Raw genomic sequence first — 14,199 nt, 5'->3', positions numbered from 1 at the left:
TGTGTGTTTACCAGTATTTTTCCACCGTGATTTGCCCGGGTGCCCTGCGAAGGTTTTTACACAGACCACGTTCGAGCAACAATGCCTGGGTGCTTGCAACCATCTCAGGATTACCACAAATCATGACCTGAGAATGCGCGGCAGACAAAGTAAGGCCGCTGGCGGCTTCGATCGCGCCAGAAGCCAGCGCATCGGGTATCCTTTGTTGCATGGCTCCGGGTACGGATTCCCGGGTAACGGATAAGATGAGTTGTAAGCCGGGCCTGCTTGCTGCCAGGGCTTGCAACTCATCAAGATAAGCCAGATCCTCAGCCCGGCGAACCCCATATACAAGCACCAGGTGTTCAAACCTTTGCCAGGGCTCTTCGGTGCCAAGCATGGCAATAAAGGGGCCTACGGCGGTGCCTGTGGCGAGCATCCAGAGCTGACGCCCGGCTGCGGGGGCGTCGGGTAATTCGCCCAAGGTTAAAAAGCCGGTCGCGCTGGCAGAAACTTGAAGCACATCACCGGGGCTTAAGTCCTGCAATCTCGGAGAGAGCTCGCCCTCTTCAACGGCAACGGCCAGCACCTCGATATAATCGGCTCCGGGAGGGTTAACCAGAGAATAAGCCCGGGCAATGCGCTTATCCTCACTGGGTAAACTGAGTTTAATAAACTGGCCCGCAATAAAGGGCGCTATTTTGGCATCAATCCTGAGACTGAACAGCTTGTCGGTCCAATCCTTTCTTTGCAACACCCGGCCTTCGACCCACATGTCGCCTCCCCTACTCTGTGGCTGCAGCTCCAGCATAAGCAAGGGAGGAAAAAATAAAAACCCTTTTTAACGAAGGCGTTTATCCTGCTGCGCTCTCTTCTTTATCTTGTGGATTCATCTTGTCGGCAAAATCCTTGAGCCCTTGCTGCACCAAGTCGTAGGTCTTATCGACACCCGCTGCGATATCCCCTTCCAGTACCTTAAGACCACTGAGTATGTCTCTGGCTTCTTTGAAGCCCTCATCAATCGCACCGCCAATCACCGCCATAAACCCTTCCAACTGCTGCTCCAATGGCTGGCTGCTATTTTGAGATTGATAAACGCTGAAGAATTGGGTGGCAAAATCAACTATTCTGCCGGCCGTGGCTTCTGGCGAAGTATCAACGCCTTCCTCTGCCAGCCGCTCAATGGCCTGCTCGCCCATAGTCGGAGCAAGCTGCTCATTGATGGCTTCGATCGCGGCGCGATACAGCAAAACCATGGGCTCATCGGCAGCACTCAGGCTCACCTCTTGCTGTGCCGAAAGTATCGCTGCGTTCATCAAGGCACGGCTGGAATGTGCAGCTGTCTTTTGGCTGGCAACCACAGCAACAGTCTCACCATGGTTTTTGCCCGCTTCGGGGCTCTTGTCTTTTGCCACTTGAGACACTGTGGCACCGTGATTGGGTTGGGGCGGGCGAATTTCCATGGATTACCTCGATACTGACACAAGTCTGCTCAACCTCTGTATCGGATAATTTTTGTACAACTTTAATAAAAAGTCGTCCTCTTGTTGCAAGAAAGCAATAGGGAACATACTCGACTTAAGTTTTAATTTAAACTTCACCAGCCTTGAGTATAATGGCCGGCCAAAGATTGATTCAGTTAACACTTAGGGAGTAAAGTGGGGGCTGGATCAACCATTTAAAGCTCAGGATCCGGATAGTGAATAAGCCAAATATGCCCGAGGTAAAACCTCGCAGTACCAGTTGTCAGAACTGCGACAGACTAACCGAGATTGAAGGAGAACAACTCTGTTTCAGGGATGGGCGCATCATTCGATTAATGCCTGCCGACGGGGAAAAACATGTGCCGCTGCTGTGTGAGGGATGGCGTAAGCCCCCTTCCTCTAAATGATTAGCCCTGGCTGTAAAAACCTGCCGAAGGATAGCTACCGGCTTGGGCGCTGCGGATCACATTGTCCAACACCATGTCTGTGTTTAGTTTTGCCAGCGTCAATCCTCGGGTAGACACCTTAAGACCAGCGCAGAGCTGTGCGTATATATCCACCAGCGTTTCCTGAGTCACCTGCCGTTTTTTCAAGGTTGTAGAAACGGCATTCCAATCTGTAGTGACTTTTTCACTCATGCCTTCCAAATTGACCAGCAAAGCGATGTTTTTCATAGCGACTCCGTGACAATTCTTATCCTTTTTAGGATTATGCGAGCGCTTTGCTGAATCACACCTGAACTTCACTTCATCTTTTGCTCATGCTGAATATGCCAGAGCCTGGCGTAAAGACCGTCCATCGCGAGCAATTGTTTATGGGTTCCCTGCTCGGCAATGCGTCCCTTGCTCAGCACCAAAATGCGGTCGGCATCCACTATGGTTGAGAGTCGGTGGGCGACCACCAGACTGGTGTGTCCGGTGGCCACTTCTTTCAGGGCATCCAATATCGCCTTCTCGGCACGGCTGTCCAGTGAAGAGGTAGCTTCATCAAACACCAGGATGGGCGACCCCTTGAGCATGGCTCTGGCGATGGCAACCCGCTGTTTTTCTCCACCAGAGAGTTTAAGGCCGCGCTCACCCACCTTGGTGTCCCAACCCGATGGCAATGCCGCCACAAAATCTGCCAGATGTGCATGACGAATTACGGCCAGAACCTCTTCATCACTGGCATCCGGGCGGCCATAGCGGATGTTTTCCAGCAGCGAGTCATTAAAGAGCACAGTATCCTGGGGCACTATGGCTATGGCTCTTCTCAGGCTGTCCTGGGTCATGTCGCGAAGATCCATGTCATCGATGCAAATACGCCCGGAATCGACGTCATAGAAGCGGAATAGCAGCTTAATCAGCGTCGATTTGCCGGCGCCGCTGTCACCCACCACGGCCACCTTTTCCCCGGGAGCCACAGTAAAACTGACATCCGACAAAATAGTGCGCTCGTCATAGCTGAAGTTAACCTGCTCAAAACGGATTTCTCCCCTCTGGCAGGCAAAATTCACGGCATCAGTCTTATCTTCAATGCGTGGCGTTTTGTCCAAGAGGCCAAACATCCGCTCGATGTTCGCCAGTGCGCCACGGATTTCCCTGTAGACAAAGCCCAAAAAGTTCAGCGGCATAAAGAGCTGCATCATAAAAGCATTGATGAGCACAAAATCGCCCAGTGTCATCTGGCTTTCGGTCACATGCTTGGCGGCAAGTGCCATCATGGCGGTCATGGCAACGGCAATAATCACTGCCTGGCCGCCGTTCAGGGCAAATAACGACAGACGGTTATTTCGTTTGGCGGTTTCCCAGGCTTCCAATGCCTTGTCATAGTGGGCCGACTCAAAGCGCTCGTTGTTAAAGTACTTCACGGTTTCATAGTTCAGCAGACTATCGATGGCGCGGGTATTGGAAACGGAATCTGCCTTGGCCGCCTGGCGCACATATTCGGTACGCCACTCGGTGGCAACCACGCTGAAGCCGATATAAAGGATGACGGAAACCAAGGTGATACCGGCGAATTGCCAGCCGTATTTAACGAAAAAGATACCCACCACCAAGGCAATTTCCAATAAGGTCGGCACTATGTTGAACACCATAAAGCGCATCAAAAAACTCACGCCACTGGTGCCCCTTTCTATATCTCTGGAAAGACCGCCGGTGCGACGTTCAAGGTGAAAGTCCAGATCCAGGCGATGTAAGTGATCAAACACCGCCAGCCCCAATCGGCGGATGGCCCGCTCTGTGACACGCCCAAACAGGGTGTCGCGGATTTCCCCGGTAATCGACATCAGCAAGCGGGTGCCACCGTACGCCAGCACCAACCCCAATGGCACGGCAACCAAGGCTTCACTCCTGCCTGCATCCAGACCATCCACCAGCCCTTTCAACAAAAAAGGCATACCTACACTCGCCAGCTTGGCAATCAACAAGCACAGCAGTGCAAGCAAAATACGTCCTTTAAACTCGAGTAAATAGGGCCAAAGCAGGCCAAGTACTTTCCAGTTCAGCTTTTCGATGGGGCCTTCAAAATAGGCTGTTGGGCGCATAGATATAAGACGCAAGGGAGTTTGAGAGGGATTCTATCACCCTGAAACGGGTTTGAACGTCTTGTTGTTGGCAAACTCACCAGAATTGTTGAGCTGTGTGCTGATAAGCGTCCCCTTTGTCGACATCGACGCAGGCAAATTCATAGTACTTCATTCCATTAAAGCAACACAAAGCTCATACTTTTGACTTACCTAAAAGCCATTTGAATTACACTTTACTACTACTTAAGCCGATTTTTTTCGCCTACGAGCGTCTACGAGGTTATACAAGAAAAAAGAATTTGCTAATCTGTGACCACCTTAGTGTCCGACCTGGCATATTTTTTTGGTCCGACATGAGAGTTCAGAATTAATTTCTGTAAAATACAATAACTTAAGGGCGATTTATGTTAGATTCTGCACAAGTTCAATACCCACCGCTCACTTTGATCCAAACCTGGGTATGGATGATGATGGAATCAGGCAATCCGGAGCTTCAGGAAAAGGGACGTCGAAATCTGATTAATTCATTTGGCAGCCTGGCCAAGGCTAATGAGTACTTAGCGCAAAACCTGAAAAAGTAAGTAAAAGAAAAGGCGCCTCAGGCGCCTTTTTGATATCAGCTGCGCTCGCGCCTGGCCAGTACGGCTTGATTCAGGGTAGCCAGCAGTTTGGCGCTGTCATCCCAGCCGAGGCAGGCATCTGTGACACTTTTGCCATATTCCAGTGGTACGCCAGGGATATGATCCTGACGACCTTCACTCAGATGGCTCTCAACCATCACACCGAAAATCCCTTTGTTACCATCGGCAAGCTGACTCGCAACATCATCGGCAACAACCATCTGGCGGGTGAATTGTTTGCTGCTGTTGGCATGGCTGAAATCAATCATCACATTGTCCGGCAACCCTGCATTTTGCAGCTCGGTCTGGATCTTGGCGACATGCTCGCGGCTGTAATTGGGCTCGCGGCCACCGCGAAGAATAATGTGACAGTCCGGATTACCTTTGGTGGACACAATGGCCGAGTGTCCAAACTTGGTCACCGACAAAAAGTGATGGGGCGCCGCCGCCGCGCCTATGGCATCGATGGCAATTTTGATAGTGCCATCAGTGCCGTTCTTGAACCCTACCGGACAAGAGAGACCGGATGCCAGCTCCCGGTGCACCTGAGACTCAGTGGTGCGGGCACCGATAGCCCCCCAACACATGAGGTCAGCAACATACTGGGGCGTAATCATATCGAGAAATTCACCCGCAGTAGGCATGCCCATATGATTCAGATCCAACAACAGCTTGCGGGCCGTGCGCAGACCATCATTCAGCTTAAAGCTGTTGTCCATGTAGGGATCGTTTATCAGGCCTTTCCAACCAACTGTAGTTCTGGGCTTTTCAAAATACACCCGCATTACCACTTCCAGCTGATCGCAATATTGTTCTCGCAGCGCCAGCAAACGCTGACCGTATTCCAGCGCCGCTTCGGGATCGTGAATTGAACAGGGACCAATCACGACCAGCAGGCGATCGTCTTTTTTTGCCAGCAAGTTGTGAATATTGCTCCGGGCATTAAAAACCGTGGCAGATGCGTTCTCTGTTGCAGGAAATCGCTCGAGAATGGCGATAGGTGGCAGCAATTCTTTTACTTCATTAATTCGAACGTCATCATTTTGGTAATACATAGGCTTTGCAAGCTCCGGAAAGGGTTAAATCAGGTGTCTCTCTATCTGTTATGACCCTGTCAATTTAGCGACTAAACGAAGCGGTGGCAATCAAGATATACTTTTTTCACAAATTCAAATTTATTACATTGAATTACTTAGCTTTTACATTGATAAAATTCATAATTATCTGAAATAAACGGCACTGGGCTATCCGGCTCACCTGGCCGTCATGCCCCTGAGCACGATAATTTCTCAACTTAAGACAGACACCTTGATACAACATTGCGTACCGCAACAAATTTTGGTGATTTTTCATTCAGTTTAAAACGCCATTGAATCGCAATAAGAATAAATGGTGATTATTATCAAAAAGATAACCAGATAGAGCAAAAGCACCAAACCTGCGTATCGAGCCATCACCCTAAACAGTACAGGCGTACCGTTTAAAAGACTTGCCAGCCTGAAAATGTTAGCGATAGGTTAATTACGCAGGTCGGACGTCCTACCTGTTTCAACAAAACCATATAATTACAAGCATAGAGATCAGACAAATGAAGACAGCCAACACGCTAATGCTTCTGGGTCTGTTTGCAGTCAGCCCCCTGAGTTTGGCCGCGTCAGGAATAGCTTTTATTCATGGCACAGGTCATCAAACCGATGCACTTAACGACTACTGGACCGGTGAATTCGTCAATTCCGTCCGCCAGGGTCTCCCCAACAGCGCCAATTACACCGTCATCAACTGCGATTTTGACCAGTATATGTGGGATGAGGCCGCCGCCGGTTGCCTCGCCAGCCAGCTGGGCAGCTTTATCGACAGTAAAAACATCGACGATCTGGTACTGCTCACCCACTCCAATGGTGGCAATGTGGTGCGCTGGATACTCTCCAATCCCACCTGGGACGCGCGCTATCCCAAGGTAATCAATGCCACGTCGCGGGTCATAGCACTGGCCCCGTCCAGTGCAGGCACTCCGCTGGCCGACGCCGTAACTGAGGGCAATGTGTTCGAAACCACACTCGGCTGGCTGCTGGGTTACGGCAGCGATGCCGTGAAACAGCAACAGGTCAGTTGGATGTCCTACTACAATGCCAACTGGCTCAAGGGTACCGCTGGGCGCCCTGCCCTTGGCAAACCCTTTGAGGTGGTAGTGGGCTCCGATGTGGACTCTGCCATTTGGGACAGCGACAGCTATTGCGGTGGTTATCAATATCAGGTCGCCCTTGAGACCACCCAAAACTGGCTGGACGATTGCTCCGACGGTTTCCTGGAATGCAGCTCACAGAGTGCCGCGGGTACCGTCTGGTTCAAGGACAAGCAAAAAACCTGGGGCAGCGAGCCATTAAGCCATCAGCAAAGTCGCCGCGCCTGTTTTGGCCTCGACGTCTTTATCCGCAATCGCATATAGGAGCGCGACCATGATGACTCACAACAAACTGGCCGCTGCGGTATTGATGTCACTGATGCTCAGTGCCTGTCAGGGAGAAAACAGCCAAGACAACGCCGATGCCCTGGGTGTGCAGGTGGTTCAGCTGTCACCGCTGTCCACTGGCGACTTGGGCTTTAGCCAGGTTCAGGCGCCTGTCACTCAGGGACTGAACACCCGCCGGGATGACATCCAATTTGTCTTCCCCATGTCGGGGGTATATCAGCCCCGACAATGGCAAAGCAGCCAATTGGTAGCCAGCAATGAATACTGGTTCCCGGTCTCGGGTGAGGCACTGAATCAAGGCATTCCCCTGACTATCAGCCAGGGCGGCGCCGTCATACGCCTGGCCCCAAGAGCCGACATGAGTTCTGGCGCCTTGTTCCATGCCCCGGCCATTGAACCTGCATCACTTGAGCTTTCAGCCCCCAAAGGTGCACAGGTGCCAAATCTGGTGCGGTCCATGGCCAATGCCGAAGCATTGGCGTCGGCGGGCATGAATGATGACTCGAGTGCGCTCCTGTTATCCAGCGCCGCCCCTGCCGGTGAATACCGTCTCAAGGTTAGAAGTGCCGTTGATCCCCGCAGTCAGTATCTGGTGAATGTGAAGGAAAAAGGCAGCCCGCTGGTGTTACATCTCAGAGCGCCCATGGGTCTGAGCCTGGGGCAATCCCTGGCAGGTTCACTGACGTTGGATGGACTGGGGCAGTTAAGCACAGCCAAGGCCCTGCTCAGACAAGGAACCCAGGAACTGCCACTGCCACTGACGCTGGAAAATGGCGCATTCAGCGCCGCCATGCCCGATGGTTTTGAGCCTGAGTCTGCCGCAGCGCTCAGCGAATTGCTGATAGATGTTCAGAGCCGTGTCGATGGGATTGCAGTTAAGCGCACCATTAAAACGGCGTTCAAACACTTTGCCCCCAGCGGCCGGGTGTTACCCGACGCCCAAGTGCAATGGCAAGGCGAGACGCCGGTGGCAGTCACCTTTAACCTGGAACTGGCCGATGCCGGCCGATATGCGCTTTCGGCTGTCCTCACAGGGACGGACAGCAACGGGAAAGAAGTCGCCATTCACAGCAGTGCGGCGGCACGCTGGTTCGAGGCAAGCGACAGCCTGACTCTCCCGCTGTCCCGGGAACTGATCGAGCGCTCCGGGTTGAAAGCCCCATTCCAGATACGGGAGCTTGAGCTTAAAGACCAGGGACAGATGGCAACATTGTCGTTCCAGGACAAGGCCCTACAGTTATAACGCAAGCAGTAAAAAAGGCTCCCGCGGGAGCCTTTTATTTGTATGCTTGATGCCATATTGGCGGTGATTTCCCCGGTCAGCTGCCTGACTTATTTATCCAGCTGTAGTTTAAATTCCTGCACCGCAGCCACGACCTGTTGTGCACCATCCCGGATTTGCTCTATGGCTTCGCCAGCCTCCACCGCGAGCGCAACGCCCTGCTCTACCTTGTGTTTACTCTGCTCCATGTTGGCCACTGCTGCCTGGGATAACACCTGATTTTGGCGAACAACATCAACGATTTCGACTGTGGCATTGGCGGTTCGTGCCGCCAGGCTGCGAACCTCATCGGCCACGACAGCAAACCCTCGTCCCTGTTCCCCGGCACGTGCAGCCTCAATGGCAGCGTTCAGGGCAAGCAGGTTGGTCTGATCGGCGATACTGCGAATGGTTTGCACTATATTGCCTATCTTCTCCGACTGATTGCTCACATCCTCAATCCCCCTGGCTGCAAGATTGATTTCTTCGGCAATGCCTCTTACCACCTCGACGGTGGACTGAACCACCTGGGCACCGCTGCGCGCATTGGCATCGGTATTGAGGGCGATATCATACGCCAGTACAGCTGCGGCCGATTCAGCCTGCTGCTGGTTCACCCGCTCGGTAATATCGTTGGCAAACTTGACGATTTTGTACAGCTCACCACGGGCGTTATACACGGGGTTATAGGTGGCGCTGAGCCAAATGGTCCGGCCCAACTTATCCTGACGCTGAAAACGGCCGGTAAAAAACTCCCCATGATTCAATCGCGACCAGAAGTGTTTGTATTCCTCAGAAGCCGCATACTCAGGCGCACAAAAAAGCCGGTGGTGTTTTCCCTTGATTTCATCCAGGCGATATCCGGTTACGGCCAAAAAGTTTCCATTGGCCCGGATCACTTCACCGTCGGTAGTAAATTCAATCACCGCCATGGAACGATCGATAGCATTTATCATGCTTTGCTGTTCGTTTTCGATTTCCACGACATCCGTGACATCCGCTGCCAGCTTCAAGACGCTGACCACTTTGCCTTCTTCATTGCGAATGGGGTTGTAAGAGGCGCCAAGCCACAGATTTTTGCCATCCCGACCAATCCGTAAAAAGCGACCGCTAGCGTGTTCCCCCACCGCCAAGCTTCGCCAAAATGCTTTGTATTCATGGCTGTTGGCATACTCTGGAGTACAAAAAATACGGTGATGTTTTCCCTGGATATCTTCGAGGCGGTATCCCACAAGGGACAAAAAGTTTTCATTGGCGGTGACTATGGTGCCGTCAGGCAAAAATTCTATCATCGCCGTTGACGCGCTGACGGCGGCGGCCCGCGCCTGATACCTTTGAATTTCAGACCGATAAGAGGCCAATGATTGCTTTAGTTTTTTATTAAACATCTGTTTCTCCGCAACAACCCATATCTGCGATGGACCTGCGATGACGCCATAAAGGACTCGTCAGGCTCTAAAAGGAAGTGTACGTCATAAGGGGCTGATTGGTTCAGATAGCGGGAAATATGTACGTCGGGCGAATCACGACAGAGTGGTAGACACACGTGCCAAGTCTCTGGAACTTGCATAAAAATCAATTAATTAAGCAAGACAAGAGCCCAAGAGGAATCCCGGGCCGCTTAAGATGTACGGGCGTAGCCCAAGTAACGGGCTTAATGGCTTGCCATGGCGTTCAACTTGGCCTGATAACGCCGTTTATCTCCATCATCGCCACTGAGCGCCAGGGCTTTTTCCATGCTTTGTTTGGCTTTCTTGGGATTACCCGACGCCCAATAGGCCTGGGACAGTCCAAAGTAAAACTCGTGGCGGTAGTCGGCCTTTTCTACGGCCTGCAAAAACCAATTTACGGCCTGTTGATACTCATGCTCAGACAATGCCTGCTCGGCCATATCGTAGTAGTAATAGGGGTTGCGGATCCTGGCCAGCTCCAGCACCTTGTGCACTTCCGCCCACTCGTCCAACCTATCCTGGGATGAGAGGATAAGCGCCAGATTATAGAGCGTTGTCATATTTTCCGGCTCTTGCTTCAGCGCCTGCCGATACACCTCCTCGGCAAGATCTTCCCGTTGATGATAGCGATACAAAATGGCAAGGGTATTGAGGGCCGGAACAAAGGTATCGCTCTGCTCAAGGGACATGCGAATTAAGGCGTAGGCTTTGTCATGCTCTCTATTGATCAGCGCCTCGGCGGCCAGGTTATTGTAAAACATCGCCAGCAGCATGCTGCGGTTGATACGTACCCGGTCATAGCCGCGTACGGCGCGCTCGGGGAGAAAGTCTACAAGGATCGGCCCCCGCAAATGCACCACATTCGCTTCCGAGGGCGGCAACAGTCGCAGATTCACATGGCCGTTGACCAGATAAAAATCCCCCTGTCTGTCCCACACCGGCTGTACCAACACATCCTGAAAGTCCACGGTGACACCCAGTGCATCGGCCATGGCTGCCGCCAATACCACCAACGACATGCAATTTCCCGCCCTGTCATAATAGGTATCGGCTGCGATACGGGTATTGTTGTCCTGATAACTGAAACCGCCATCGGCCGCAGCAAGCTGGGAAGAGAGCCATGTGTGGGCCGGTTGATTGTCGCCGCCGGGGATGTTGCGCTGACGTTCGAAGGCGCGCCTTAAGTCCTGCGCTACGCTAGGCGGTAAGGAAAATACCGCTTCGGGAGAGGGCAAGCCACTGACTGGCGAGAAAATTTCATCGTGAAATAAGGTCGTGATACTGGTTTGATGCTCACGCTCGGAAGTGGCGGCACAGGACACCAGCAAAGGAAGTAACAGGCAACAGAGTATTCTTGCAGACATCGGCGCCTCCAAAATCGATTGGCCTCACTTGAGACTACGTCAATTTGGCACGAAAAGCCCACTCAATACGTAACAAAAGTTTAACGCTCTGTTCCCTCGTTTGACTGGCTGGCAGGTTGTCCTTCAGCCTCAGGATTGGGAACGGAAATGTAGAGCTCTCGTCCCTGCCACAAATAAGGTCTGTAGAAGAGACCATTGCAGCTGAAATACCGATAGGGGGATGGCACCAACATACATCCCAGTGGCAGAGACTGCAGTATATCCAGTTGTTGCTGAGCCCGTATGGCCTCCTGCCACTGATGCTCCCGGGCCAGTTGGTCACGAACGGCAAAGGCATCGAAGGCTTCATCACTCTTTCGCACCACCACCTGCCCGGCGGTAGCACCCAAACTCAGCAGCATTGTCAGCACGAGTAACTTTTTTATCCGCATTTCCAACTCTCCCTTCAGCCCCGGCCTCTATTCAGCCCCGGTCTCCTTGCGACCTCAGTCTCCCCTCAACCTCAGCATGGCGTCCCCGGCCTGATATCCAGGCTCAAGTCAGTATCCCTCCCCTGCTTTGCCAAATACAAGCGAAACAAAAACAGCAGGCCTGAGCCTGCTGTTTGTCTGAGTTTTGAAGATTAACTGGCCGTTTTTACCGTCACAAACTCGGGGTAGGCGTCGATACCGCAGTCTGAAGCATCCATACCATTGTATTCTTCTTCCTCGCTGACACGGATCCCCATGGTCACCTTGAGGGCAAACCACACCAGGAAGGAGGCGCCGAAGGTCCAGGCAAAGATGGCACAGATACCAAACAGCTGTCCGCCCAGGGTCGCATCGGCATTGGATGCAGGTACCAACAGCAAACCCAGCACCCCGGCCACGCCGTGCACAGAGATGGCACCCACGGGGTCATCAATCTTGATACGATCAAAGCCCACGATAGAGAACACCACCAGGGCACCAGCCAGCAAACCAATGGCGGCGGCGAACTCCAGTGAAGGTGACAGGGGATCTGCGGTAATGGCCACGAGACCCGCCAGCGCACCGTTCAATATCATAGTTAAATCGGCCTTGCCCCAAATCATTTTGCAGACGATAAGGGCAGAAATGGCACCGAAAGCCGCAGCCGAGTTGGTATTGACGAAGATCTTACCGACAGAGGCGGCGTTGGCGGCATCGGACACCATCAACTGTGAGCCACCGTTAAAGCCGAACCAGCCCATCCACAGGATAAACATACCAAGAGTCGCCATTGGCAGGTTGGAGCCAGGGATAGGGTTAACCTGACCCGATGGACCATATTTACCTTTACGGGCGCCCAGCAAAATCACGCCGGACAGTGCCGCGGCAGCACCGGCCATGTGCACAATACCGCTACCGGCAAAGTCCACGAAACCGGCCGCGCTGACAAAGCCGCCACCCCAGGTCCAGAAGCCTTCGACCGGATAGATTACCGCCGTCATCACCACGGAAAATGCCAGGAAGGCCCAGAGTTTCATGCGTTCAGCCACAGCGCCGGACACAATCGACATGGAGGTTGCCACAAACACCACCTGGAAGAAGAAGTCTGATTCCAGTGAGTGGTCGGCATCGGCGGCCTGGGTACCAATCAGGGTACCGAAGCTTGGCAACCAACCCGCTTCAGGGTTGTCCACATACATGATGTTGTAGCCAACGATCAGGTAGGTGATACAGGCAATTGAATAGAGGCACACGTTTTTGGTGAGGATCTCAGTGGTGTTTTTGGAGCGCACCAGACCCGCTTCCAACATGGCGAAGCCTGCCGCCATCCACATCACCAAGGCCCCGGAGATCAAAAAGTAAAAGGTATCCAGTGCGAATCTGAGTTCGGCCACTGTCAGGCCCAGTTTGCTGATTTCTTCCATCTCGCTTCCCCTTACAGTGCTTCGTCGTCTGTTTCACCGGTCCGAATCCGGACCGCTTGCTCTAAATCGGTGACAAAGATTTTACCGTCACCGATTTTGCCGGTATGGGCCGCTTTTACGATGGCCTCCAACAGCAGCTCGACATTTTCAGCCTTGGTTGCGATATCCAGCTTTATCTTGGGCAGAAAATCCACCTGATATTCGGCACCGCGATACAGCTCGGTGTGCCCCTTCTGACGGCCAAAACCTTTGACCTCGGTTACTGTCATACCTTCGATACCCATGCCGGCGATGGCTTCACGCACATCGTCGAGTTTGAAGGGTTTGATGATTGCACTCACCAGTTTCATTCCGGCCTCCACTGATTGTTGTATGTCTTGCCTGACAAAGACATTTCAAGCATCGCGCCAAAGTTTCAACACAATGTTTTTAATATATTTATTACATTTTACGCACAAATTGAGCGCATAAATTCGCACAAAAAAAGTGCACTTATGCAGACTGCGCACCAATGTGGTGCATTTGACTTTCGGCGTATTGGCAGCGGCATCAAAAAGGGGTTAACTGGGTAAAACCAAGGAGGCGAGACATGCTTAAGCCAAGTGAAACTGTGCTTGTAGTCGTGGATGTTCAGGGCAAACTGGCCCGACTGATGCACAACTCAGAAGCCATGCACCAGCAGCTGATCACCCTGATAAGCGGGGCAAGAATTTTTGATATTCCCATTCTCTGGTTAGAGCAGTTACCGGAAAAGCTGGGGCCCACTTCTGAAGAACTCCGACTTGTGCTCGAAGGCTTCAGCCCAATTCCCAAGGAACATTTCAGTGGCTGGGCCTGTGATGAGTTTCAGCAAGCGCTTAACAACACCGGGCGCAAGCAGGTGCTGCTGTGTGGCATAGAAACCCATATTTGTGTGTATCAAAGCTGCCGTGACATGCTGGACAACGGCTTTGATGTGCATTTGGTGGCCGATGCCATGGGGTCCCGCACCGCCGAGAATAAAGCATTGGGGCTGCAAATGATGGGTGAGGCCGGCGCCAAACTCACCAACGTGGAGTCGCTGCTGTTTGAACTGCAACATCATGCGGTTGGTGACAGTTTCAGGGCATTGCTGAAACTCATCAAATAAATTGCTGCAACACTCAATTCTGCCAAAGAAAAGCCCCCGCAATGCGGGGGCTTTGTGTA

General features: G+C 52.4%; 13 protein-coding genes and 2 pseudogenes. 4 read left to right on the top strand and 11 right to left on the bottom strand.

Translation table 11 applies throughout. The annotated features are described in order from the left end of the window. Positions 1 to 7: 7 nt before the first annotated feature. The 4 genes from K0H79_RS03350 to K0H79_RS03335 all read right to left on the bottom strand — a co-directional run bounded on the left by K0H79_RS03350 (position 8) and on the right by K0H79_RS03335 (position 3,990). Positions 8 to 754 carry a ferredoxin--NADP reductase gene (locus tag K0H79_RS03350; RefSeq protein WP_220077307.1) on the bottom strand — a complete coding sequence of 249 codons (747 nt, stop codon included), beginning with the start codon at positions 752 to 754 and terminating at the stop codon, positions 8 to 10. Between the two features lie 79 nt (positions 755 to 833). Beyond that, a complete protein-coding gene (locus K0H79_RS03345; protein WP_220077306.1) occupies positions 834 to 1,442 on the bottom strand; it encodes a DUF5610 domain-containing protein in 609 nt (202 codons plus the stop codon). Positions 1,443 to 1,870: 428 nt separating this feature from the next. Continuing rightward, positions 1,871 to 2,137 (bottom strand): hypothetical protein, encoded by a 267-nt coding sequence (locus tag K0H79_RS03340; RefSeq protein WP_220077305.1) that lies wholly within the window; start codon positions 2,135 to 2,137, stop codon positions 1,871 to 1,873. A gap of 68 nt (positions 2,138 to 2,205) precedes the next feature. After that, positions 2,206 to 3,990, bottom strand: coding sequence for an ABC transporter ATP-binding protein/permease (locus K0H79_RS03335; RefSeq protein ID WP_220077304.1), 1,785 nt, complete (start codon positions 3,988 to 3,990; stop codon positions 2,206 to 2,208). Between the two features lie 386 nt (positions 3,991 to 4,376). Here K0H79_RS03335 and K0H79_RS03330 point away from each other — a divergent pair, with 386 nt between their 5' ends. Then, on the top strand, positions 4,377 to 4,553 hold the full coding sequence (locus K0H79_RS03330; protein WP_011758776.1) for a hypothetical protein: 177 nt from the start codon (positions 4,377 to 4,379) through the stop codon (positions 4,551 to 4,553). Positions 4,554 to 4,588: 35 nt separating this feature from the next. On the opposite strand, the gene aroG is transcribed toward K0H79_RS03330, so the two are convergent. Next, positions 4,589 to 5,647 (bottom strand): 3-deoxy-7-phosphoheptulonate synthase AroG, encoded by a 1,059-nt coding sequence (gene aroG, locus K0H79_RS03325; RefSeq protein WP_220077303.1) that lies wholly within the window; start codon positions 5,645 to 5,647, stop codon positions 4,589 to 4,591. Positions 5,648 to 6,180: 533 nt separating this feature from the next. Here aroG and K0H79_RS03320 point away from each other — a divergent pair. Together K0H79_RS03320 and K0H79_RS03315 are read left to right on the top strand one after the other, a co-directional pair. After that, the gene (locus K0H79_RS03320; protein ID WP_220066773.1) at positions 6,181 to 7,038 is read left to right on the top strand and encodes a hypothetical protein; all 858 of its coding nucleotides are present in this window, start codon (positions 6,181 to 6,183) and stop codon (positions 7,036 to 7,038) included. Positions 7,039 to 7,048: 10 nt separating this feature from the next. Further along, the gene (locus K0H79_RS03315) at positions 7,049 to 8,305 is read left to right on the top strand and encodes a DUF4785 family protein (RefSeq protein ID WP_220077302.1); all 1,257 of its coding nucleotides are present in this window, start codon (positions 7,049 to 7,051) and stop codon (positions 8,303 to 8,305) included. Positions 8,306 to 8,394: 89 nt separating this feature from the next. Here K0H79_RS03315 and K0H79_RS19375 read toward each other — a convergent pair. The 6 genes and pseudogenes from K0H79_RS19375 to K0H79_RS03290 form a co-directional block, all read right to left on the bottom strand. Further along, positions 8,395 to 8,835 (bottom strand): annotated as a pseudogene (locus tag K0H79_RS19375) (methyl-accepting chemotaxis protein); the annotation flags it as partial. Between the two features lie 147 nt (positions 8,836 to 8,982). After that, positions 8,983 to 9,615: pseudogene (locus K0H79_RS19370) on the bottom strand (PAS domain-containing protein); the annotation flags it as partial. Positions 9,616 to 9,977: 362 nt separating this feature from the next. Then, positions 9,978 to 11,138, bottom strand: coding sequence for a lipopolysaccharide assembly protein LapB (locus K0H79_RS03305; RefSeq protein ID WP_220077300.1), 1,161 nt, complete (start codon positions 11,136 to 11,138; stop codon positions 9,978 to 9,980). 80 nt (positions 11,139 to 11,218) lie between these two features. Continuing rightward, complete coding sequence (locus tag K0H79_RS03300; RefSeq protein ID WP_220077299.1) at positions 11,219 to 11,569, bottom strand: hypothetical protein; 351 nt, start codon at positions 11,567 to 11,569, stop codon at positions 11,219 to 11,221. Between the two features lie 191 nt (positions 11,570 to 11,760). Further along, positions 11,761 to 13,011, bottom strand: a complete 1,251-nt coding sequence (locus tag K0H79_RS03295) for an ammonium transporter (protein ID WP_220077298.1) — start codon at positions 13,009 to 13,011, stop codon at positions 11,761 to 11,763. An 11-nt stretch (positions 13,012 to 13,022) separates the two neighbouring features. Further along, positions 13,023 to 13,361, bottom strand: a complete 339-nt coding sequence (locus K0H79_RS03290) for a P-II family nitrogen regulator (protein WP_011758768.1) — start codon at positions 13,359 to 13,361, stop codon at positions 13,023 to 13,025. Between the two features lie 239 nt (positions 13,362 to 13,600). Here K0H79_RS03290 and K0H79_RS03285 point away from each other — a divergent pair, with 239 nt between their 5' ends. Continuing rightward, a complete protein-coding gene (locus K0H79_RS03285; protein WP_220066767.1) occupies positions 13,601 to 14,140 on the top strand; it encodes a hydrolase in 540 nt (179 codons plus the stop codon). Positions 14,141 to 14,199 lie beyond the last annotated feature (59 nt).

The organism is Shewanella sp. FJAT-52076 (genome assembly GCF_019457455.1).
In the GTDB taxonomy this organism is placed as follows: domain Bacteria; phylum Pseudomonadota; class Gammaproteobacteria; order Enterobacterales; family Shewanellaceae; genus Shewanella; species Shewanella zhangzhouensis.
Note: the sequence above shows the minus strand (reverse complement) of the source record. Positions and strands in the feature narration are given on the sequence as shown.